The following is a 21,041-nucleotide window of genomic DNA, read 5'->3' on the forward strand; positions in this document are numbered from 1 at the left end:
GATGCGGGTACTGGTGGTCGAGGACGAGCGGAACCTCGCCGACGCGATCGCGCGCGGGCTGCGCAAGCGCGGGATGGCCGTGGACGTCGCCTACGACGGCGACGCCGGGCACGAGGCCGCCTTCGTCACCCGCTACGACGTGGTGATCCTGGACCGGGACCTACCGGGCGTGCACGGCGACCGGATCTGTGCCGACCTGGCCGCCTCCGGCGCGCTGACCCGGGTGCTGATGCTCACCGCCAGCGGCACGGTCGCCGACCGGGTGGAGGGGTTGCAGCTCGGCGCCGACGACTACCTGCCCAAGCCGTTCGCCTTCGACGAGCTGGTCGCCCGGGTGCAGGCCCTGGGCCGGCGGGCCACCCCGGCCGCCCCGCCGGTGCTGGAGGTGGCCGACCTGGTGCTCGACCCGGCCCGCCGGGTCGTCACCCGCGCCGGCGAGCCGGTCGACCTCACCAACAAGGAGTTCGGCGTGCTGGCCGAGCTGCTCAAGGCGCGCGGGGCCGTGGTCTCCAGCGAGGAACTGCTGGAGCGGGTCTGGGACGCGAACACCGACCCGTTCACCACCATCGTCCGGGTGACCGTCATGACACTGCGCAAGAAGCTCGGCGACCCGCCGCTCATCGAGACTGTGGTCGGCGCGGGCTACCGGATCGGCGAGGCCGCCGCATGACCGGCCGGTCCCGGCTGCGGCCCACCCTGCGGCTGCGGCTCACCCTGCTCAACGGGGTGCTGCTGGTCGGGGCCGGAGCGGTCCTGGTGCTGCTCGCCTGGCTGCTGGTCCGGGACGCGCTGCGCCCCACCGACGAGCGGGAGCTGCTGGTCAAGGCCCTGGTGGCGCTGGCCGCCATCGGCATGGTCGGGGTGGCCGGGGCGTACGCGGTGGCTGGCCGGGCGCTGCGCCCGCTGCACCAGGTCACCGCCACCGCCCGCCGGCTCGGCGAGACGACCCTGGACGAGCGGATCCGCTGGTCCGGCGCGGACGACGAGGTGGCCGAGCTGGCCGAGACCTTCGACGCCATGCTCGACCGGATCAGCGCCGCGTTCGAGGCGCAGAAGCGGTTCGTGGCCAACGCCTCGCACGAGCTGCGGACCCCGCTCGCGGTGATGCGTACCGAGATCGACGTGACGCTCAGCGACGACGAGGCGGACCTCGCCGAGTACCGCCGGATGGCCAGCGTGGTCCGGGACGCCTCGGAGCGCGCCAACGGGCTGGTCGACGCGCTGCTGGTGCTGGCCCGCAGCGAGGCGCAGACCGGCGGGCGGCTGGCCCGCCGCACCGAGTTCGACCTCGCCACGGGCACCGCCAACGCGCTCTCCGCGATGGCCCGCGAGGTGGAGCGGATCGGCCTCAAGGTGCACACCTCGCTGCGGGCCGCTCCGGTGGTCGGCGACCCGGGCCTGCTCGACCGGCTCGCCGGCAACCTGGTGGAGAACGCGGTCCGCTACAACCACCTGCACGGCCGGCTGTGGGTGCGGACCGGCACCGACGGGCAGCGGTCCTGGCTGGTCGTCGGGAACACCGGCTTCGAGGTCGCCCCCGCCGACGTGCCGGGACTGTTCGAGCCGTTCCGGCGCGGCGGGCAGGAACGCACTGGCGCCCGCGGCTCCGGCCTCGGACTGTCCATCGTGCGCGCGGTCTGCGACGCGCACGGCGGCACGGTGAAGGCGGTCGCCCAGCCGGGCGGCGGCCTGGAGGTGACCGTCACCCTGCCGTCGGCCGACGCCCCCGCGGCCACCTGAGAAGCCGATCGGCGGCCACCTGTCCGTGCGGCCGGCCCCGGCTGTCCCGATCGGTCGCGCCGGGTCGTCGGCCGGTAGCGGCGCGGTGGTCGGGCAGAAAGCGTGGCCGGTGCTGGACGGCGCGTGACCGGTGGCCCAGGGTGATTGCTGCGACACGTCTGTCCACATCAGCCCCCGGAGCTGCCCGTGACCCACCCCTCGGCCCGCACCCGCCGCGTCCTCGCGGCCCTCGCCGCCGTCGCGCTCACCGCCGCCGGGCTGGCCCCGGCCGGCCCCGCCGCCGCCGCGCCCAACCACACCACCCTGGTCAAAGCGACACCCTCCACCGCCTCGCCGGACATCATGGACGGCACGGTCAACGCGATCCACGACGCCGGCACGAAGATCATCGTGGCCGGCTCGTTCACCCGCGTGCAGAACCGCGGGTCCGACGTCGACATCACGCGCAACTACCTGCTCGCCTTCGACAAGGCCACCGGCACGGTCGACACCGCCTTCGCACCGACCGTCGACAACGAGGTGTACGCGGTGGTCGCCGGGCCCACCGCCGGGACGGTCTTCGTGGCCGGCAAGTTCAACACCGTCAACGGGGTCACCCGGCGCAAGGTGGCGCTGCTCAACGTCGCCACCGGCGCGGTGGTCACCAGCTTCGCCGGCCCGGCGTTCAACGGGCTGGTCAACGACGTCGCCCTGGTCGGCGGGCGGCTGCTGGTCGGCGGCATCTTCACCACGGCCGGCAACCCCAACCCGCGCGGCGGCCTCGCCTCGCTCAACGCGAGCACCGGCGCGGTGGACGGCTACCTCACCACGGCGCTCACCGAGCACCACAACTACGACGGGGTCAGCGGCGCCAACGCCGGCGTCGGGGCCGAGAAGCTGGCCGTCTCCCCGGACGGCACGAAGCTCGTGGTGATCGGCAACTTCAAGAAGGCCGACGGGGTGCTGCACGACCAGATCGTCAAGCTGGACCTGGGCGCCACCGCGGCCACCGTGGCCGACTGGAACACCAGCCGGTACACCCCGCGCTGCGCCTGGTGGGCGTTCGACTCGTACATGCGGGACCTCGCGTTCGCCCCGGACGGCAGCTACTTCGTGGTCGTGACCACCGGCGCGCCGAACGGCGGCACGCTCTGCGACGCCGCCGCCCGCTGGGAGGCCGACGCCACCGGGGCGGACCTCCAGCCCACCTGGGTCGACTACACCGGCGGCGACACCTACCTCTCCGTCGGCATCAGCGAGCAGGCGGTCTACGTCGGCGGCCACTTCCGCTGGCTCAACAACAGCTTCGGCGGCGACTCCGCCCAGGCGGGCGCGGTCGGCCGGGCCAGCATCGCGGCCCTCGACCCGCGCACCGGCCTGCCGCTCTCCTGGAACCCGGGCCGGCACCCGCGCGGCATCGGCGCCTCCGAGATGCTGGTCACCCCGGCCGGCCTCTGGGTCGGCTCGGACACCTCGTGGATCGGCAACTTCCAGTACCGCCGGGAGCGGATCGCGTTCTTCCCGCTGACCGGCGGCGCGGCGCCGCACCCGACCACCACGGCCACCCTTCCGGGCAACGTGTACCAGGCCGGCGTCCCGGCGTCGACCAACGTGCTGCACCGGGTCAACGCCGGCGGCCCGCTGGTCGCCTCGACGGACAACGGGCCGGACTGGGCGGCCGACGACGGCGGAAACCCCAGCCCGTACCACAACGGCGGCAGCAGCACCGCCGGCTTCGCGCCGGTGGGCGGCGTGGACGCCACCGTGCCGGCCGGCGCCCCGGCCGCGCTCTACAGCGACGAGCGCTGGGATCCCGCCGGCGACCCGGAGATGAGCTGGCAGTTCCCGGTGCCCGCGGGCACCGAGGTGCAGGTCCGGCTCTACCTGGCCAACCGGTACGACGGCACCGCCGCCGCCGGCTCCCGGGTCTTCGACGTGGCCCTGGAGGGGACGACCGTCCTGGACGACCTCGACCTCTCCGCGAGCGTCGGGCACAACGTGGGCACCATGCGGTCGTTCACCGTGGTCAGCGACGGCTCCGTCGACCTCGACTTCCGGCACGTGGTGGAGAACCCGCTGGTCGACGGCATCGAGATCGTCAAGACCGGCGCCCCGCCCGCCGGCACCGGGAACGAGGTGCAGGTCCGGTCCTACGACGGGGTCACGACGGTCGGTGCGGCCGGCCCCGTGGCCGTCCCGGACGGCACCGCGTGGTCCACCGCGCGGGGCGCGTTCTGGGTCGGTGGCACGCTCTTCTACGGGATGAACGGGTCGTTGTGGCGGCGCACCTTCAACGGGTCCACGTTCGGCGCCGCGTCGGCGGTCGACCCGTACCACGACGCCTACTGGGACGCGGTGGAGACGGACTCCGGCCCGGCCGGCCAGACGTACGCCGGGGTGACGAACAACTTCTATCCCGAGATTCCCAACGTCACCGGCATGTTCTACAGCGGCGGACGGCTCTACTACAGCCTCGCCGGGCAGGGCGGCCTGTTCTGGCGCTGGTTCACCCCGGACAGCGGCGTGGTGGGCGCGGAGAAGTTCACCGTCGCCGGAGCGAGCGGCTTCGCCGACGCCGGGTCGGTGTTCCTGGCCGGCACCACCCTCTACAAGGTCAACCGCAGCACCGGTGAGCTGTCGGCCACCGACTGGGCGGGCGGCGCGCCGGTCGCGGCGTTCACCGTGCGCAGCGGCCCGGCCGTCGACGGCGTCGACTGGCGGGCGAAGGCGGTCTTCGTCGGCCCGTGACCCGGGGAGTTCGCACCGGCCGGCCCGGTCCCGCCTCGCGGGGGCCGGGCCGGCCTTGTCCCCACCGCCGTGTGGTGACATGATCAGCGGCGTCAGCCCGAGACGTGGAAGGGGGTGTGGTCGATGTCCACCGTGAACCGTCCCGCGCCCCGCAGTCGCCGCTGACCTCTCTCACTCCGGCGGGGCGCACTCCGATCCAGGAGGAAGCACCGTGAGTGCACAGATCCACTGCGTCACCGTCGAGACCGACGACCCGTACGCCCTGGCCAGCTGGTGGGCCCGGGTGCTCGACCGGAAGCTGCACGACGACGACCACCCGGGCGACCCGGAGGCGGTCCTCGTCGCGCCCGACGGCCACGGCCCCGACCTGCTCTTCGTCTCGGTGGGGGAGCGGCACGGCAAGGGCGCGTTCCACCTCGACGTGCACGCGGCCGAGGGGACCCGGGACGAGGAGGTGGCGCGGCTGCGCGACCTCGGGGCCACCCTGGTCGCCGACCGCCGCCGGCCGGACGGCACCGGCTGGGTGGTGCTGGCCGACCCCGAGGGCAACGAGTTCTGCGTCTGCCGCAGCCCCGCGGAGCGGGCCGCGTCGGCCTGACCGGTGAAAACGGGACCGGGCCCCCGCCGTAGGGCGGGGGCCCGGTTCTCCGGATCCGCGGGGTCAGTCCTGCTTCTCGATCTCGCCGCGCATGGTGACGAACTCCGACTGGATCTCGGCCGCGGACTTGAAGTAGACCACCACCATGCCGAGGCTGCCCTTGTCGGCCCAGATGCAGACCGCCACCGGGACGTCCTCGGTCTTGCCGTCGCCGCACTTGGCGTCGCCGCCCAGCGGGCCGGCCTCGACCGTCTTGAACTCCTTGGCGCCCAGTTCGGGAGTGATCGCCGTGATGGCGTCCGCCATCTCCTTCTTCGGGTCGGCGATGACGCCGGACGCGCCGGCGATCATGACCAGGTCCTTCTTCGCCGGATCGCCGTAGAACGCGCCGACCGTGCTGGTGGCGTTCGGCACGTCCTTGGCGATCTCGGACTTCATCTGGGTCGCGGCGGCCTTGAGCTCCGGCTGGTCCACCTTCGCCCGGCCGGCCAGCGTGGGGGGCTCGACCAGGCGGGTCTTGGTGGCCGTGACCACGTCGCCGACCTCGTCCTTGGCGGCGAACCAGATGGCGGCGCCACCGCCGACGCAGAGCACCAGCACGACGGCCAGGACGATCAGGAGGATCTTGCCGGCGCTCGACTTCTTCTTCGGCGGCAGGGGGGCCGGGGCGCCGTAGCCGGGCTGCCCGGTCTCCGGGTAGCCGCTGCCGTACTGCTGGCCGGGCTGGTCGGGCTGCGGGTAGCCGCCGCCGTACTGCTGGCCGGGCTGGCCGCTCTCCGGGTAGCCGCCGCCGTACTGGGGCTGCTGCTGCGGAGCCGGCGGGTAGCCGCCGCCGTACTGGGGCTGCTGCGGCGGCTGGTAGCCACCGGGCTGCTGGTGGGGCGGGGGGTAGGAACCGGGGTAGGGACTGGACGGCGGCTGGGACATGGTGTCAGCTCCTGTGTTGAATCCGGACGCGTGATCGTAGCGAGCGACACCGACACGGCACCGTCCGGCCGCTGCCGACGTGACGAAACCGGAACCGGGTCGTGACCGGGCCGGCCGAGCGATGTCGCGGAAGTGGGCGCAGGGTGTCCGGCCGGTGACCGCCCGGGCCGCCGCCGCCCCGCCCGGGACCGGGCGGCGCGGAAACGCCGATCGCGGTGGCCGAACCGTCCCACGGGACGGCCGACCACCGCGATCGTGGCGGAGCGGAGCGGGGCTAGCCGCGCAGGCTGGCGACGCCGCGCGGCAGGAACCGCCGGCCGGTGACCCGCTCGGAGGTGCCGGTCCGGTCCAGGTACGGCGTGACGCCGCCCAGGTGGAACGGCCAGCCGGCGCCGAGGATCATGCACAGGTCGATGTCCTGCGCCTCGGCGACGACGCCCTCGTCGAGCATCAGCCGGATCTCCTCGGCCAGCGCGTCCAGCGCGTTCTGCCGGACCTGCTCGGCGGTGAGCGGCTGGTCGCCGACCACGAGCAGCTTGGCGACCTCCTCGTTGACCTGGTCGTCGACCACGATCGGCTGGCCCGAGTCGGCGATCCGCTTGAGGTTCTCGCTGACGCCGAACCGGTCCGGGAACGCGGCGTGCAGAGTGCCGCCCACGTGGTAGGCCACGGCCGGGCCGACCAGCTGGAGCAGGGCGAGCGGGCGCATCGGCAGGCCCAGCGGGTCCAGCGCGCTGTTCGCCACGTCCAGCGGGGTGCCCTGGTCGACGGCGGCGAAGACGGTGCCGAGGAAGCGGGTCAGCAGCCGGTTGACCACGAACGCCGGGGCGTCCTTGACCAGCACGCTCGACTTCTTCAGCTGCTTGCCGACCGCGAACGCGGTGGCGAGCGTGGCGTCGTCGGTCCGCTCGCCGCGGACGATCTCCAGCAGCGGCAGCACGGCGACCGGGTTGAAGAAGTGGAAGCCGACCACCCGCTCGGGGTGCTCCAGGTCGGCGGCCATCTCGGTGATCGACAGCGAGCTGGTGTTGGTGGCCAGCACGGCCTCCGGCTTGACGATCTTCTCCAGCTCGGCCCAGACCTGCTTCTTGATGCCGAGGTCCTCGAAGACCGCCTCGATGACGAAGTCGGCGTCGGCGAAGACGGACTTGTCGACCGAGCCGCTGACCAGGCCGTACAGCTTGGCCGCGGTGCCCTTGTCCATCCGGCCCTTGCTGACGGCCTTCTCGATCTGGGTGTGCACGTAGCCGACGCCCTTGTCCACCCGGGACTGGTCCAGGTCGGTCATGACCACCGGCACCTGGAGGCGGCGGGCGAAGAGCAGGGCGAGCTGGCTGGCCATCAGGCCGGCGCCGACGATGCCCACCTTGGTGACCGGGCGGGCCAGGCCCTTGTCCGGCGCGCCGGCCGGCCGCTTGGCCCGCCGCTGCACCAGGTCGAAGGCGTACAGGCCGCTGCGCAGCTCCTCGGAGAAGACCAGGTCGGCCAGGGCCTCGTCCTCGGCCGCGGTGCCGGCGGCGAAGTCGGCGTCCTTCGCGGTCTCCAGCAGGTCCAGTGCCTTGTAGGCGGCCGGGACCGCCCCGTGCAGCCGCTGGTCGAGGGTCTGCCGGGCGAAGTAGAGCACGCCCGCCCACATGTCCTTGTCGACCTCGGGCCGGGTCACGGTGACCTCGCCCTTGACCACCCCGGCGGCCCACTCCAGGGATCGCTCCAGGAAGTCGGCCGGCTCGAGCAGCACGTCCGCGATGCCCATCTCCGCCGCCTGCTTCGGCTTGAGCATCTTGTTCTGCATCAGCGGGTTCTGCAGGATCACCTGGGTCGCGGCCGGGATGCCGATCAGGTTCGGCAGCAGCTGGGTGCCGCCCCAGCCGGGGACCAGGCCGAGCGAGACCTCGGGCAGCGCCAGGGCCGCCGCGCCCGCCGACAGGGTCCGGTAGTGGCAGTGCAGGGCCAGCTCCAGGCCGCCGCCCATCGCCGCGCCGTTGACGAAGGCGAAGGTCGGGACCGCGCTGTCCTTGAGGCGGGCGAAGACCCGGTGGCCGAGCCGGCCGATCTCCAGCGCCTGCTCGCGGCTCTCCAGCTGCGGCAGGCTGGTGATGTCCGCGCCCACGCAGAAGATGTACGGCTTGCCGGTGACGGCGATGAACGCCGGGTCGGCCGCCAGGGCGGCCGTGATCGCCTCGTCCAGGCTGGTCAGGCCGCCCGGGCCGAAGCTGTTCGGCTTGGTGTGGTCGAAGCCGTTGTCCAGGGTGATGAGGGCGGCCGGACGGTCCAGCCCGGGTACGGCCACCTGGCGCAGCAGCGCCTTGGTGACGACCTCGTTCGGTGCGGCGAGCGCGCTCACTTGTTGCCACCCTCCCAGTGCGGGTTCTCCCAGATCACGGTGCCGCCCATGCCGATGCCGATGCACATGGCGGTGAGGCCGTAGCGGACCTCGGGGTGCTCGGCGAACTGCCGGGCGAGCTGGGTCATCAGCCGGACGCCGGAGGAGGCGAGCGGGTGACCGATGGCGATCGCGCCGCCCCACGGGTTGACCCGCGGGTCGTCGTCGGCAATGCCGAAGTGGTCGAGGAAGGCGAGCACCTGCACCGCGAAGGCCTCGTTCAGCTCGAACAGGCCGATGTCGTCGATGCTCAGGCCGGCGATGCGCAGCGCCTTCTCGGTCGACGGGATCGGGCCGACGCCCATCACCTCGGGCTCGACGCCGACGAAGCCGTACGACACCAGCCGCATGCCGATCGGCAGGCCCAGCTCGCGGGCGGTCTCCTCGGCGACCAGCAGGGCCGCCGTGGCACCGTCGTTCAGGCCGGCCGCGTTGCCCGCGGTGACCTTGCCGTGCGGGCGGAACGGGGTCTTGAGGGTGGCGAGCTTCTCCAGCGAGGTCTCCCGGGGAGCCTCGTCGGTGGTGGCCAGGCCCCAGCCGGCCTCCGGGTCGCGGATCGCCACCGGCACCAGGTCGCCCTGGAGCTTGCCGTTGGCGTACGCCTTGGCGGTCTTCTGCTGCGACGCGAGCGCGAACGCGTCGGTGCGCTCCTTGGTGATGTGCGGGACCCGGTCGTGCAGGTTCTCCGCGGTGGCGCCCATGACCAGCGCGGACGGGTCGACCAGCTTCTCCGCGATGATCCGCGGGTTGGGGTCGACGCCCTCGCCCATCGGGTGGCGGCCCATGTGCTCGACGCCGCCGGCGATGGCGACGTCGTAGGCGCCCATGGCGATGCCGCTGGCGACGGTGGTGACGGCGGTCATCGCGCCGGCGCACATCCGGTCGATGGCGAAGCCGGGCACCGTCTTGGGCAGGCCGGCCAGCAGGGCGGCGGTGCGGCCGATGGTCAGGCCCTGGTCGCCGATCTGGGTGGTGGCCGCGATGGCGACCTCCTCCACCTTCTCCGGCGGCAGCTGCGGGTTGCGCCGCATCAGCTCGCGGATGCAGCGGATCACCAGGTCGTCGGCGCGGGTGTTGGCGTACATGCCACCCGCCTTGCCGAACGGGGTGCGGACGCCGTCGACGAAGACGACATCCCGAACTTCACGGGGCACTGAGAGCCTCCCTAGCCGGCACTGGCGTTTGCACCGGATGCTACTCGCCAGTAACCAACCCCGACACCACCCCCCGTGTGGCCAACCCCACACTGCCCGCGAGTGCCCTGGTTCAGTCGATCATGAAGTTGACGGCGATCTCGATCTCCGAAACTGCCGCCAACTTCATGATCAACCTGCGGTTCCGGGTCAGGAGGCCGGGAGGTGGAGGGCCCGGGTCAGGGCGGGGAGGAGGAGGCCGATCTGCCACTCCCTCGCGCCGAAGGTGCGCAGGACCTCCGCGACCGTGTCGTCGGTGATCTCCTCGGGGGGCTGCCAGGCCAGGCGGCGGACGTAGTCCGGGGCGATCAGGTTCTCCGGGGGGAGGTTGTGCGCGCCCGCGGTGCCGACCACCACCTCCCGGCAGCGGGCCAGCCGGCCGGCGGCCACCGGGTCCCGCTCCGCCCACCGGTGCGGCGGAGGCGGACCCTCCACCACCGGGCTCACCGGCAGGGCATCGTCCGGCAGTTGACGGGCGTCGTCGAGGGCCGCCAGCCAGGTACGCGCCAACCGGCGCACCGAGCGGCCACCGAAGCCGGGGAGGGTGAGCAGGGTCTTCTCGTCCTTCGGGTCCAGCTCGGCGGCGGCCACGATGGCCGAGTCCGGCAGCACCCGGCCCGGAGCGGCGTCCCGCCGGGCGGCGATCTGGTCCCGCGCGTACCACAGCGAGCGGACCCGGGCCTGCGCCCGCGCGCCGCGTACGCGGTGGATGCCCGAGGTGCGGCGCCACGGCTCGGCCCGGACCCGGGGCGGGCGGGCGCCGTTGCGCACCAGCGCGGCGAACTCCTCCGCCGCCCACGCCGACTTGCCCTGCTTGTCGAGCTCCTCGTCGAGCGCGTCGCGCAGGTCCACCAGCAGCTCCACGTCCAGCGCCGCGTAGGTCAGCCAGGACTCCGGCAGCGGCCGGCTCGACCAGTCCGCCGCGGAGTGGTGCTTCTCCAGGCTGTAGCCGAGCAGCTGCTCGGTCAGCGCGGCCAGGCCCACCCGCTCGAAGCCGGCCAGCCGGGCGGCCAGCTCGGTGTCGAACAGCCGGCGCGGGCGCAGCCCCAGCTCGGCGAGGCAGGCGAGATCCTGGCTGGCGGCGTGCAGCACCCACTCGGCCTCGGCGATCGCGTCGTCGAGGGCGGTAAGGTCGGGCAGCGGCAGCGGGTCGATCAGCGTCGTGCCGGAGCCCGCCCGGCGCAGCTGCACCAGGTAGGCGCGCTGGCTGTAGCGGTAGCCGGAGGCACGCTCGGCGTCCAGGGCCACCGGGCCGGTGCCGGCCGCGAAGCGGGCCACGACCTCGTCGAGCTCGCTCGAAGTGGCCACCGGCGCGGGCGTGCCCTCGCGCGGGGCGGTCAGCGGGACGGGCCCGCCGGCGGTGGGTTCGGTCCCCGCGTCCGCCGGCTCCGGCGCGGCCGACGACGGATGCGGCGAGGCCTCGTCCGTACGGCTTTCGGCGGCCCGACGGCGCAGGGGTGGTTCGTCGGTCACCTGACAACCCTAGTGCGCCGGGCGATCCGGTGTGCGCAGCCGGTCGGGCGCGTGTCGGCGGGATGTCCGGAAGATGTCGTGACAGGGTCGGGTTGCGCCGGAATGGCAGGGTCGGACAACGGGGGAGACAAACCCCGTTCACGCAGGTACGGTCCATCGAGCCGCGGGCCGCGAGGGCGTCGGTGCGGCTACGGGGGAGGACAGGATCATGACGGGCGCTTACGGGGCCGGCGACGGCGTACCGGGGCAGGACGGCGACGAGACGGCCGACCAGTGGCGGGCCGGGGCCGACCGGCCCGGGCCCCTGCCGCCACGCATCGTCCCGCCGACCGGCCACGCCGCGGTCCCCGGCCAGCCGGCCGGCTACCCCAGCGCGCCGACCGCGAACCTCCCGGGCGCGCCCGCCGGGGGCTTCCCGCCTGGCAGCGCCCCGACCGGACCGGCCACCGGTTTCGGCTCCGTGCCCGCCGCCTCCGGGTCCGCACCCGCCGGCGCCGGCTTCGCGCCCGCTGGCGGCTTCGACGCCGCCCCCGGTGCGCCGGGCACCGACCAGCCGGCAGCCCGTGCCACGTGGTCGCCGCCGCCGAACAGCGGCCAGTGGAGTGGCCCGGCCGCACCCAGTCCGCGCACCCCCGACGGCTGGCCGCCGGCACCGCCGGGCGCCGCGCCGGGGCAGCCGACCGTCCCCGGACAGTTCACCGGCCAGCCCGGCGCCGCCCAGCCGGCCTCGAACCCCCTCGCCCCGCCCGCACCCTCGGGACCGCCCGCCTACCCGACCCAGCCCACCTCGGGCCCGGCCTACCCCGCCCCGGCGTCCGGCCCGGCCTTCCCGACCCAGCCCACCTCGGGCCCGGCCTACCCCGGGCAGACCACGTCCGGGCCGGCCTATCCCGGGCAGCCCGTCGCCGGGTCGGCGCTGCCGGTTCCGTCCACCGGTCACCCCGAGGGGTCCGGGCGGGGCCGTCGGCTGCCGGTGGTGGCGCTCCTCCTGGCCGGAATCCTGGCCCTGGTGGCGGGCGTGCAGGCGTACCAGATCCACCGGCTGGGCGACCGGCTCGCCGCCACCGACCGGCGGCTGGCCGAGGCGCAGGGCGCGGACGCCGGCCGGCTCGACGGCCTGGAGGAGCGGGCGGGGGCGCTGGAGAAGCAGGCCGGCGCCGCGTTCAACCCGGAGGCCGTGGCGAGCGCGGTGCTGCCCAGCGTGTTCCGGGTCCGGGCCGGCCAGTTCACCGGCACGGCCTTCGCCATCGGCAAGGCGCCGTCCGGGGGCGGCACCACCCTGCTCACCAACTTCCACGTGGTGGAGTCGGTCTTCGCGGGCGGCGGCCGCAAGGTCTTCCTGGAGCGCACCGACCAGCGGTTCGAGGCGACCATCGTCCAGGTCGACAAGGACAAGGATCTCGCCCACCTGCGCACCACCGCCAAGTTCACCGGCCTGGTCGCGGCGCGTACGCCGGTCAAGTCCGGGCAGCAGATCGTGGTGGTCGGCGCCCCGCTCGGCCTCCAGGACAGCGTCACCACCGGGGTGGTGAGCGCGTTCCGTAAGGATGAGGGCGGCTCGGGTCCGGTGATCCAGTTCGACGCGCCGATCAACCCCGGCAACTCCGGCGGGCCGGTGATCAACGGCTCGAAGGAGGTCGTCGGGATCGCCACGGCCAAGGCCCGGGACGCCGAGGGCATCGGCCTGGCGGTGCCGATCAAGACCGCGTGCGACCGGTTCAAGCTCTGCTGAGCGGCGCGCCGCCGGTGGCTTGACCCGGTCCCGCACCGTCGAGGCGTAGGCCCGACCACGCCGACCCCATACCCCGGCCCTACGGGCCACCCCGCGGGGGACCAGCAAACCTGGAGGAAGAGACATGTCCCAGCCACCGACCGGAGCGGGCGGCTACCCGCCGCAGCCGCCGGGGGGCACCGTGTACGGCAGCCCGTACGGGGGCCAGCCCGCACCCCAGCAGTACGGGCCGGCCCAGCCCGAGCCCCCGCAGTACGGCGCGGCCCAGCCCGAGCCCACCCTGCCGCAGCCCACCACGCCGGTGCCCGGGCAGTACGCGCCGGGCGCCGCCCCGGTCCCGCCGTCGGGCGCTCCGGTCTCCGCGCCGGGCTACCCGCGGCCCATGTCGGCCCCGCCGACCTCCGTCCCGCCGGTCTCCGGCGCCGGCTCCGTGCCCGGCTACCCGCAGCCGATGTCGGCCCCGCCGGTCTCCGCGCCGGGCTACCCGATGTCGGCCCCGCCCGGCCCGGTGCCGCCCTACGGGGCGCCCGCGGCGGCGGGCGGCGGCAAGGGGCGGGCCGCGCTGATCCTGGCCATCGTGGCCGGGCTGCTGCTGGTCCTCGGCGGCGTGATGACCGGCCTCTATGTCACCACCAACGGCAAGCTGCACAAGGCCGAGCAGCAGGTCAGCCAGCGGGACGGCACGATCACCGCGAACCGGCAGGAGATCGACAAGCTCAAGGGCGACCTCCAGACGGTCCGCGACAAGCTCGCCGACACCGAGCAGGACCTGACCGGCACCAAGAACGACCGGGACGAGCAGGCCCGGCAGAAGAAGGTCATCGCGAGCTGCCTGGACAAGCTGACCACGGCCATCGCGGCGGCGTCCCGGGGCGACAAGGCGGCCTTCGACCGCGCCAACAAGGGGCTGGACAAGGTCTGCGACGAGGCCGAGAACTACCTCTGAGCCGACTCGGCACGGGCCGCTCCGGGGACAACCCCGGGGCGGCCCGTCGCCTGTCGGCGCGGAACGGGTCAGGCGGCGCCGGCGGGGCGGCGGGTGGGCAGCGCGGTCACACCGGGCGGGGGGAGGCCGGCCGTCGAGGCCAGCAGCGTGCACCAGCCGAGCAGGTGCGGGGCCAGGTCGGCGCCGAGCGGCGTCCAGGAGGCACGGATCTCGATGTCGCCCGCGGCGGGCGGCCCGGCCAGCTCGCCGAACCGGGTGGAGAGCGTCTGGGTGACCGTGCCGCCGGCGGCCCGGTAGCGGGCCTCCTGCGCGTCGAGGGCGTCGGTCAGCCAGGTCCAGCCGACCCCGGGCAGCAGCGGGTCGCTGGCCAGGTCGACCTCCAGCTCGGCGGTCACGTAGGTGACCAGCCGCAGGGTGCCCTGCCACGCCTCGTGCCCGGCCGGGTCGTGCAGCAGGATGAGCCGCCCGGTGGCCACCTCGTCGTCCTCGCGCAGCACCGCGGCGGAGAGGGCGAACGCGTACGGGGCCAGGCGCTGCGGGGCGCCGACCTCCTCCAGCACGATCTCGGGGCGGCATGTCACCGATCGCAACCCCGCGACCGCGCGGGCGAAGGTTTCCGGGAGCGCGATCGGGGGGGCCATGACGGCAGCCTATGCCGCGCCGCCCGGCACGGTGTGACGGCGCGCCGGGCGGACGGTCACGATCATGGGCGCCGGGCCGCGCCGGACGCCGGAGGGTGGCCGGTCACAAAAGGTGACGGTGGCGGCGGGGGCCGCCCGGACGCGTGGCACGATTGCCGCGATGACCACCGACACCACGGGCACTGCCGCCCGAGACGGAGAACCCCGCCGCGGCGGGCCGGCCGACTCGCCCTTCGTCCGCGCCTGCCGGCGCGAGTCGGGCCCGCACACCCCGGTCTGGTTCATGCGCCAGGCCGGCCGGTCGCTGCCGGAGTACCGCGACATCCGGGCCAACGTGCCGATGCTGGAGTCGTGCCGCCGCCCCGAGCTGGTCACCGAGATCACCCTCCAGCCGGTCCGCCGGCACGGGGTCGACGCGGCGATCCTGTTCAGCGACATCGTGGTGCCGGTGGCCGCCGCCGGGGTCGACCTGGACATCGTGCCCGGCACCGGCCCGGTGGTGGCCGAGCCGGTCCGCACCGCCGCCGACGTCGAGCGGATCAACCCGATCGGCCGGGACGACGTGTCCTACGTGGACGAGGCCGTCCGGCTGCTCGTCGCCGAGCTGGGCGACACCCCGCTGATCGGCTTCGCGGGCGCGCCGTTCACCCTGGCCAGCTACCTGGTCGAGGGCGGTCCGTCGCGGACCCACGCGAAGACCAAGGCGATGATGTACGGCGACCCGGAGCTGTGGCACGCGCTCTGCGCCCGGCTTGCCGAGATCACGCTGGCGTTCCTGCGGGTGCAGGTCGACGCCGGGGTCTCCGCGGTGCAGCTCTTCGACTCGTGGGCCGGGGCGCTCTCCGAGGCGGACTACCGCCGCTACGTGCTGCCGCACTCGGCCCAGGTGCTCGCCGGGCTGGCCGGCGCCGGCGTCCCCCGGATCCACTTCGGCGTGGGCACCGCCGAGCTGCTCGGCGCGATGGGCGAGGCCGGCGCCGACGTGGTCGGCGTGGACTGGCGTACGCCGCTGGACGTCGCGACCCGCCGGATCGGCCCGGAGCGGGCCGTGCAGGGCAACCTCGACCCGGCCGTGCTGCTCGCCCCGTGGGAGGTTGTCGAGGCCCAGGTGCGCCGGATCCTCGACCAGGGGCGGGCCGCTCCCGGTCACGTGTTCAACCTCGGTCACGGCGTGCTGCCGGAGACCGACCCCGAGGTGCTGACCCGGGTGGTCGCGCTGGTGCACGAGCTGTCCGCGCGGCCGGCCGCGTAAGGGAGGGACGACCATGGCGCGACCGTGGCGGGTGGCGATCGTCGGTGGCGGGATCACCGGGCTGGCCGCCGCCGTCCGGTTGCGCGACCGGGCCCCCGCCGGCACCGAGATCACCGTGTACGAGCAGTCCGACCGCCTCGGCGGCAAGCTGCGCACCGGTGAGCTGGCCGGCGGCCCGGTCGAGTTCGGCGCCGAGTCGTTCCTCATGCGCGACCCGGCCGGCGGGGAGTCGGCCGCGGTGACCCTGGCCCGCCGGCTCGGCCTGGCCGGGGCGATCGTGCACCCCACCGTCGGGCAGGCCGCCCTGGTGGTCGACGGGGGGCTGCGCCCGGTCCCGGGCGGCACCCTGGTGGGCGTACCCGGGGATCTGGACCGGGTGGCGGCCGTGGCGCAGCCGGCCGCGGCGGCCGACCGGGACGGCGGCGCGCCGCTGCTCCCGCCGGACGCCGACGTGTCGGTCGGCGCGCTGGTCCGCGACCGGCTCGGCGACGAGGTGGTGGACCGGCTGGTCGACCCGATGCTCGGCGGCGTCTACGCCGGCCGGGCCGACGACCTCTCGCTGGTCACCACCATGCCGGCCCTGGCCCGGGCGGCCCGGGTCGAGCACACCCTGGTCGGGGCGGTTCGCGCCGCGCAGGCCGCCGCGCCCCGCGCCCCCGGCGCGCCGGTCTTCGGCACCCTGGCCGGCGGCCTGAGCACGCTGGTCGAGGCGGCGGCGCGGGAGAGCGGGGCGACGATCCGCCGGGACGCCGCGGTCCGCGAGCTGCACCGCACCCCGACCGGCTGGCGCCTCACCGTCGGCCCCACCCGGGATCCTGAGTTCGTCGAGGCCGACGCCGTGCTGCTCGCCGTGCCGGCCCGCCCGGCCGCCCGGCTGCTGGCCGGCCCGGCACCGGAGGTCGCGACGATCGTCGGCGGGCTGGACTACGCCAGCGTCGCGCTGGTCACCTTGGCCCTGCCCGAGCCGGAGCTGCCGGAGCTGTCCGGCTTCCTGGTGCCGGCCACCGAGGGGCTGCTGATCAAGGCGTCCACCTTCTTCACCACGAAGTGGGGGCACCTGCGCCGGCCCGACGGGCTCGCCCTGGTGCGCGCCTCGGTCGGCCGGTACGGCGACGCGACCTCGCTCCAGCTCACCGACGACGACCTGGTCGCCACCGTGCACCGGGAGCTGTCGAAGGTGCTCGGCGCGCCGCTGCCCACCCCGGTGGCCCGGCACGTGCAGCGGTGGGGCGGCGCCCTGCCGCAGTACACCCCCGGCCATCTCGGCCGGGTGGCGGCGGCCCGGGCGGCGCTGCGCGCCGCCCATCCGACGCTTGCCCTGGCCGGGGCCGGCTACGACGGCGTCGGCATCCCGGTCTGCGTCCGCTCGGGCGAGACGGCGGCCGAAGAGATCATCACTGCACTGGGAGGATCGGCAGCATGACGGAGCAGACCAACGCGGCCCGGCTGCGGGAGCTCAACGAGACCATCCGCTACACCATGTGGTCGGTGTACCGGGCCACCAGCCCCCTCCCGTCGCTGCGCGAGAACGTCGTCGCCGAGGTCGAGTCCCTCTTCGAGGAGCTGGCCGGCAAGGACGTCACCATCCGCGGCACCTACGACGTGGCCGGCCTGCGCGCCGACGCCGACCTGATGATCTGGTGGCACTCGTCCTCCAGCGACGCGCTCCAGGACGCCTACCTGCGGTTCCGGCGCACCACGCTGGGCCGGGCGCTGACCCCGGTCTGGTCGCAGATGGCGCTGCACCGGCCGGCCGAGTTCAACAAGAGCCACATCCCGGCGTTCCTGGCCGACGAGGAGGCCCGGGCCTACGTCTGCGTCTACCCGTTCGTCCGGTCCTACGAGTGGTACCTGCTGCCCGACGCCGAGCGGCGCGAGCTGCTGGCCGAGCACGGCAAGATGGCCCGCGGCTACCCGGACGTGCGGGCCAACACGGTCGCCTCGTTCGCGCTCGGTGACTACGAGTGGATGCTCGCCTTCGAGGCCGACGAGCTGCACCGGATCGTCGACCTGATGCGCGACCTGCGGGCCTCCCGGGCGCGCCGGCACGTGCGTGAGGAGGTCCCCTTCTACACGGGCCGCCGCCGCTCGATCGCCGACCTGGTCACCTGCCTGGTCTGAGGAGCCCGATCAGCGCGACGGGCCCCGGAGGAGGATCCTCCGAGGCCCGTCGTCGGCTACGTCAGCGGATCAGGACCAGGCCGTCCGTGATGACCCTGGGGCGGCCCGAGGTGCCCACGACCACGATCTTCACGGTGTGCTGGGCGCTGCCGGTCCAGGTCTTCGCCCACACCGCCTGCCGGTACTGGGTGGTGCTGGACCTCAGGTCCAGCGTGGTCTGCCGGACGCCGTCCACCCAGATTTCCACCTGGCCCGAGGTGCTGGTCCGGGTCGCCAGGAAAGACACGGACCGGGCGGTGACGGTCCAGGCCAGCGACGCCTTGGCGGTGGTCGAGGTCAGCGCCGAGCCGCCCAGGTAGTTGCTGCCGCTGTAGGTGGACCAGGTGCCGGTGCGGGCGGCACTGGTCTCCGCGCTGAAGACCGGGGTCCAGGTCGCCGAGGAGGTCGCGGTGTTGCCGGACCAGTCGGCGGCCCGCATGGACCAGGTGGTGGCGACGCTCGGCTTCGTGGTGGTGTTGTAGCTGCCGCTGGCCGCGTAGCTGCCACTGGTCGGGGCGGTCAGCAGGACCGAGTGGACGGCGACGTTGTCGGCCGACCGCCAGCTCAGGGTCACCGGCACGACCGTGCTGCTCGCCGTGCCGGTACGAAGGGAGAGGGTCGGGGCCTGCGTGAAGGTCGGCGCCGTGAGGTCCGAGATGACCGCCTGCCCGGCGCTCACCGCGGTACGCCCCAGCGCGTGCACCCCGCGCACCTGGACGGTGTGCGAGCCGGGCTGGAGGCGGATGCCCGCCGAGCGGGCGGTGCCCGGGGCGGTTGCCGCCACCACCCCGTCCACCAGCACCTCGAAGTGCGAGATCAGGACGCTCGGCGTGCTCACCGACCAGGTCACGTTCGCCGTGCTCCGGACGTGGTAGGTGGTGCCGTTCCGGTTCCCCGTCATGCCGGTCAGGGTCAGGCCGTAGATGCTGGCCGCCTTGCTGCGGATCACCCCGAGCTGGCCGTAGAGCGTGTCGCCCGGGCACTCGGTCGCCACCGCGTCCCGGTGCCCGCCGATCCGGTTGAAGGTGACCTGCTGGCCGAGGGGGAACTTGCCGTCGGACACCCCGGAGGTCAGGGTCACCTTGCCGAGCGGGTCGTTGCCGTGCAGGCCGAGCTTGTACGCGGCGACGTGCGCGATGGCGTCCTGGGTCGCGGCCGGGATGCCGGTGCTGATGTAGGTGCCGAGAACGGCGATCGCCGAGGTGTCGGTGTTGAAGCCGTACGTGTGCGCGCCGATCACCGGCTTGTCGATGCCGCCCTTGCGGCCCTCGAAGACCACGCCGCACTTGTCGACCAGGAAGTTGTAGCCGATGTCGTTCCAGCCGTTGCTCTTGACGTGATAGATCTCGATGCCCCGGACGATGGCCGCGGAGTCGGCGCAGCTGTAGTCGTTGGTGCCGGCCGTGTGGTGCACCCAGAACGCCTTGACCGAGGTCCCGTACGACGGCGGGTCGGTGACGATCGACTCGTCGGCCTTCCACGCCGCGCGGGTGACCACCGTCGGCACGGGGATCTGGTAGGGCTCCTCAACCGTGGCGGGCGCGGAGGGTGCACTGGTGGTGGGCGCCGGGGCCGACGTGGTGGTCGGCGCGGGCGCGGTGGTCTGCGTGGGCGCCGGGGCGGTGGTCTGCGTCGGCGCGGGCGCGGTGGTCTCCGCCGGAGCGGTGGTCTCGGTCGGCGCGGGTGCAGTCGTCGTGGTGGCGGTCGGTGCCGGCTCGGTCGGGGTGGGTTCCAGCGCCCGCACCTCGGCGACCGGCCGCAGGCGCTCCGGGCGGGTCCCACCGAGGCCGGCCGCGCCGGCCTTGCGGCGCTTCACCTGGCCCGGGTCGACCAGCTCAAGGCGGAGGCCGTCGGGCAGCCGGTCGGAGGCGGCGTCACCGGAAGCCGCCTCGGCGCGCACCTCGACGCCGTCGGACAGGCCGACCCAGAGCGGGTCCGAGCCGCCGCGGGCCCGGCCGGTCTTCGCCGCCGGGGAACCGGGCTCGGGCCGGAGGTGGCCGTCGAGTTCCAGCGGCATCCAGGACGACCAGCGGCCGCCCACCGCGTGGGTGCGGACCGAGATGGAGCCCCGGAAGTCGAGTTCCGGGTTCGTCCAGGTCACCCCGATCATGGCGAAGCGCTCGGTGTCCCGCCGCGGGATCGTCACCTCGCGGCCGTTCGCGGCCGGGAAGGCCACCGTGTGCAGCTTCGCCGTGGCCGAACCCTCCGCCCACTCGGCGAAGCCGTCGTCGACGCCGACGGCCACCAGGCCCGCGGTGCCGGCGACGGTGGTCGCGACCAGCGCCGCCGCGATGCCGGCGGTCCGGCCGTTCCAGCGGATCCCCGTCAGTCTCACCCTCATGTCCCTCCGAAGCGGTCTCACCGGAGGGTTGAGCGTAGTCACCGCGGATGTCGTTACCTCCCGCCGTCAATGTCCGCTCAGGCGGCGGCGCGACCCTCCCGCCGCATGGGGGTGTGCGGGATGCCGTCCTCGACGTAGCCGGCGCCGCTGACCGCGAAGCCGTGGCCGGCGTAGAAGTCGACCAGGTGGGTCTGCGCCTCCAGCACGCACGGCCGGTCGCCCACCACCGCCAGGGCCTCGGTCATCAGCGCGCCGGCCAGGCCCGCGCCGCGGGCCGCCGGCGCCACCACCACCCGGCCGATCCGCGCCACCCCGCCCGGGTCGGCCAGGATCCGCAGGTACGCCACCACGGCGGCGTCCCGGGTCAGCCAGAGGTGCCGGGTGCCGGGTTCGACGTCCCGGCCGTCCAGCTCCGGGTACGGGCAGGACTGCTCCACCACGAACACGTCGATGCGCAGCCGGAGCAGGTCGTGGAAGGTGCGCGCGTCCAGCTCGGCGAAGCCGGCCAGGTGGGACTCGGTAGGCATCCCGCGATGGTAGGCCGGTCTCCGGAGTGCTCGGCGGGGAGCGCTCAGGCGGGGCGGGCGCCCACCGCGTCGCGCACCTCGGCGCCCTGCGGGCCCTCGACCGCGCGGGCGCAGTGGGCGCAGCAGAAGAACCGGCCGGAGACCTCGACGCCGTGCCCGACGATCTTGGTCTGGCAGTGCTCGCAGATCGGTGCCATCTTCTGGATGGCGCACTCGAAGGAGTCGAAGGTGTGCGTGGCCCCGTTGACCGTGCGCACCTCGAACGCCATCCAGTAGTCGTTGCCGCAGACCTCACACGTAGCCATCAGAAACCCCCCGAAAACGGACCCGTCATCCCAGGGTCGGCGAGCGGACACGCCCCGGCAACCGAAACCGGCGAACCTGATCCGGCTCGACGGCGA

Annotated in this window: 17 protein-coding genes; 9 read left to right on the forward strand and 8 right to left on the reverse strand. The window is 74.3% G+C overall.

Features of this window, described 5'->3' with window-relative positions:
• Window position 1: 1 nt before the first annotated feature.
• The 4 genes from ABZV78_RS10035 (at window position 2) to ABZV78_RS10050 (ending at window position 5,065) form a co-directional block, all read left to right on the forward strand.
• Entirely contained in the window at window positions 2-670 is a 669-nt protein-coding gene (locus ABZV78_RS10035; RefSeq protein ID WP_355637152.1) for a response regulator transcription factor, read from the forward strand.
• Entirely contained in the window at window positions 667-1,740 is a 1,074-nt protein-coding gene (locus tag ABZV78_RS10040; protein ID WP_355637154.1) for a HAMP domain-containing sensor histidine kinase, read from the forward strand. The genes ABZV78_RS10035 and ABZV78_RS10040 overlap by 4 nt, the downstream gene beginning before the upstream one ends.
• A 186-nt stretch (window positions 1,741-1,926) precedes the next feature.
• Window positions 1,927-4,467, forward strand: coding sequence for a malectin domain-containing carbohydrate-binding protein (locus ABZV78_RS10045; RefSeq protein ID WP_355637156.1), 2,541 nt, complete (start codon window positions 1,927-1,929; stop codon window positions 4,465-4,467).
• A 211-nt stretch (window positions 4,468-4,678) separates the two neighbouring features.
• Window positions 4,679-5,065, forward strand: a complete 387-nt coding sequence (locus ABZV78_RS10050; protein ID WP_355637158.1) for a VOC family protein — start codon at window positions 4,679-4,681, stop codon at window positions 5,063-5,065.
• 63 nt (window positions 5,066-5,128) lie between these two features.
• On the opposite strand, the gene ABZV78_RS10055 is transcribed toward ABZV78_RS10050, so the two are convergent.
• From ABZV78_RS10055 to ABZV78_RS10070, 4 genes are all read right to left on the reverse strand, one after another.
• Window positions 5,129-5,992 carry a hypothetical protein gene (locus tag ABZV78_RS10055; protein ID WP_355637160.1) on the reverse strand — a complete coding sequence of 288 codons (864 nt, stop codon included), beginning with the start codon at window positions 5,990-5,992 and terminating at the stop codon, window positions 5,129-5,131.
• Window positions 5,993-6,266: 274 nt separating this feature from the next.
• Window positions 6,267-8,336: a 3-hydroxyacyl-CoA dehydrogenase NAD-binding domain-containing protein gene (locus ABZV78_RS10060; protein ID WP_355637162.1), complete on the reverse strand. Its 2,070-nt coding sequence runs from the start codon at window positions 8,334-8,336 to the stop codon at window positions 6,267-6,269.
• Window positions 8,333-9,529 (reverse strand): thiolase family protein, encoded by a 1,197-nt coding sequence (locus ABZV78_RS10065; RefSeq protein WP_355637164.1) that lies wholly within the window; start codon window positions 9,527-9,529, stop codon window positions 8,333-8,335. The genes ABZV78_RS10060 and ABZV78_RS10065 overlap by 4 nt, the downstream gene beginning before the upstream one ends.
• Before the next feature lie 189 nt (window positions 9,530-9,718).
• Entirely contained in the window at window positions 9,719-11,041 is a 1,323-nt protein-coding gene (locus tag ABZV78_RS10070; protein ID WP_355637166.1) for an HRDC domain-containing protein, read from the reverse strand.
• Between the two features lie 208 nt (window positions 11,042-11,249).
• Between ABZV78_RS10070 and ABZV78_RS10075 the strand changes: the two genes are divergently transcribed.
• Together ABZV78_RS10075 and ABZV78_RS10080 are read left to right on the forward strand one after the other, a co-directional pair.
• The gene (locus ABZV78_RS10075; protein ID WP_355637168.1) at window positions 11,250-12,773 is read left to right on the forward strand and encodes a trypsin-like peptidase domain-containing protein; all 1,524 of its coding nucleotides are present in this window, start codon (window positions 11,250-11,252) and stop codon (window positions 12,771-12,773) included.
• Between the two features lie 124 nt (window positions 12,774-12,897).
• Entirely contained in the window at window positions 12,898-13,719 is an 822-nt protein-coding gene (locus ABZV78_RS10080) for a hypothetical protein (protein ID WP_355637170.1), read from the forward strand.
• A gap of 68 nt (window positions 13,720-13,787) precedes the next feature.
• Here the strand turns inward: ABZV78_RS10080 and ABZV78_RS10085 are convergent, their stop codons facing one another.
• Entirely contained in the window at window positions 13,788-14,360 is a 573-nt protein-coding gene (locus ABZV78_RS10085; protein ID WP_355637172.1) for a DUF3000 domain-containing protein, read from the reverse strand.
• Between the two features lie 160 nt (window positions 14,361-14,520).
• Between ABZV78_RS10085 and hemE the strand changes: the two genes are divergently transcribed.
• Genes hemE through hemQ form a run of 3 tightly spaced genes read left to right on the forward strand, consistent with a single transcriptional unit; the run spans window position 14,521 to window position 17,733 of the window.
• On the forward strand, window positions 14,521-15,612 hold the full coding sequence (gene hemE, locus ABZV78_RS10090; protein WP_355637174.1) for a uroporphyrinogen decarboxylase: 1,092 nt from the start codon (window positions 14,521-14,523) through the stop codon (window positions 15,610-15,612).
• Window positions 15,613-15,625: 13 nt separating this feature from the next.
• Window positions 15,626-17,035 (forward strand): protoporphyrinogen oxidase, encoded by a 1,410-nt coding sequence (gene hemG / locus ABZV78_RS10095; RefSeq protein ID WP_355637176.1) that lies wholly within the window; start codon window positions 15,626-15,628, stop codon window positions 17,033-17,035.
• Window positions 17,032-17,733 (forward strand): hydrogen peroxide-dependent heme synthase, encoded by a 702-nt coding sequence (gene hemQ, locus ABZV78_RS10100; protein ID WP_355637178.1) that lies wholly within the window; start codon window positions 17,032-17,034, stop codon window positions 17,731-17,733. The genes hemG and hemQ overlap by 4 nt, the downstream gene beginning before the upstream one ends.
• 61 nt (window positions 17,734-17,794) lie before the next feature.
• Here the strand turns inward: hemQ and ABZV78_RS10105 are convergent, their stop codons facing one another.
• The 3 genes from ABZV78_RS10105 to ABZV78_RS10115 form a co-directional block, all read right to left on the reverse strand.
• Entirely contained in the window at window positions 17,795-20,107 is a 2,313-nt protein-coding gene (locus ABZV78_RS10105) for an N-acetylmuramoyl-L-alanine amidase (RefSeq protein WP_355637180.1), read from the reverse strand.
• Between the two features lie 83 nt (window positions 20,108-20,190).
• A complete protein-coding gene (locus ABZV78_RS10110) occupies window positions 20,191-20,640 on the reverse strand; it encodes a GNAT family N-acetyltransferase (protein ID WP_355637182.1) in 450 nt (149 codons plus the stop codon).
• Window positions 20,641-20,684: 44 nt separating this feature from the next.
• A complete protein-coding gene (locus ABZV78_RS10115; RefSeq protein WP_355637184.1) occupies window positions 20,685-20,945 on the reverse strand; it encodes a Prokaryotic metallothionein in 261 nt (86 codons plus the stop codon).
• Between the last annotated feature and the right edge of the window lie 96 nt (window positions 20,946-21,041).

The sequence above is a fragment of the Micromonospora sp. NPDC004540 genome, from assembly GCF_040610095.1.
Lineage (GTDB): Bacteria > Actinomycetota > Actinomycetes > Mycobacteriales > Micromonosporaceae > Micromonospora.

What these genes read in the sequence shown, in the direction of transcription:
- ABZV78_RS10035 (WP_355637152.1), top strand. Translation starts at nt 2, where the DNA reads ATGCGGGTACTGGTGGTCGAGGACGAGCGGAACCTCGCCGACGCGATC.
- hemE (WP_355637174.1), top strand. Translation starts at nt 14,521, where the DNA reads ATGACCACCGACACCACGGGCACTGCCGCCCGAGACGGAGAACCCCGC.
- ABZV78_RS10115 (WP_355637184.1), bottom strand. Translation starts at nt 20,945, where the DNA reads ATGGCTACGTGTGAGGTCTGCGGCAACGACTACTGGATGGCGTTCGAG.
- ABZV78_RS10085 (WP_355637172.1), bottom strand. Translation starts at nt 14,360, where the DNA reads ATGGCCCCCCCGATCGCGCTCCCGGAAACCTTCGCCCGCGCGGTCGCG.
- hemG (WP_355637176.1), top strand. Translation starts at nt 15,626, where the DNA reads ATGGCGCGACCGTGGCGGGTGGCGATCGTCGGTGGCGGGATCACCGGG.
- hemQ (WP_355637178.1), top strand. Translation starts at nt 17,032, where the DNA reads ATGACGGAGCAGACCAACGCGGCCCGGCTGCGGGAGCTCAACGAGACC.
- ABZV78_RS10080 (WP_355637170.1), top strand. Translation starts at nt 12,898, where the DNA reads ATGTCCCAGCCACCGACCGGAGCGGGCGGCTACCCGCCGCAGCCGCCG.
- ABZV78_RS10055 (WP_355637160.1), bottom strand. Translation starts at nt 5,992, where the DNA reads ATGTCCCAGCCGCCGTCCAGTCCCTACCCCGGTTCCTACCCCCCGCCC.
- ABZV78_RS10075 (WP_355637168.1), top strand. Translation starts at nt 11,250, where the DNA reads ATGACGGGCGCTTACGGGGCCGGCGACGGCGTACCGGGGCAGGACGGC.
- ABZV78_RS10110 (WP_355637182.1), bottom strand. Translation starts at nt 20,640, where the DNA reads ATGCCTACCGAGTCCCACCTGGCCGGCTTCGCCGAGCTGGACGCGCGC.
- ABZV78_RS10040 (WP_355637154.1), top strand. Translation starts at nt 667, where the DNA reads ATGACCGGCCGGTCCCGGCTGCGGCCCACCCTGCGGCTGCGGCTCACC.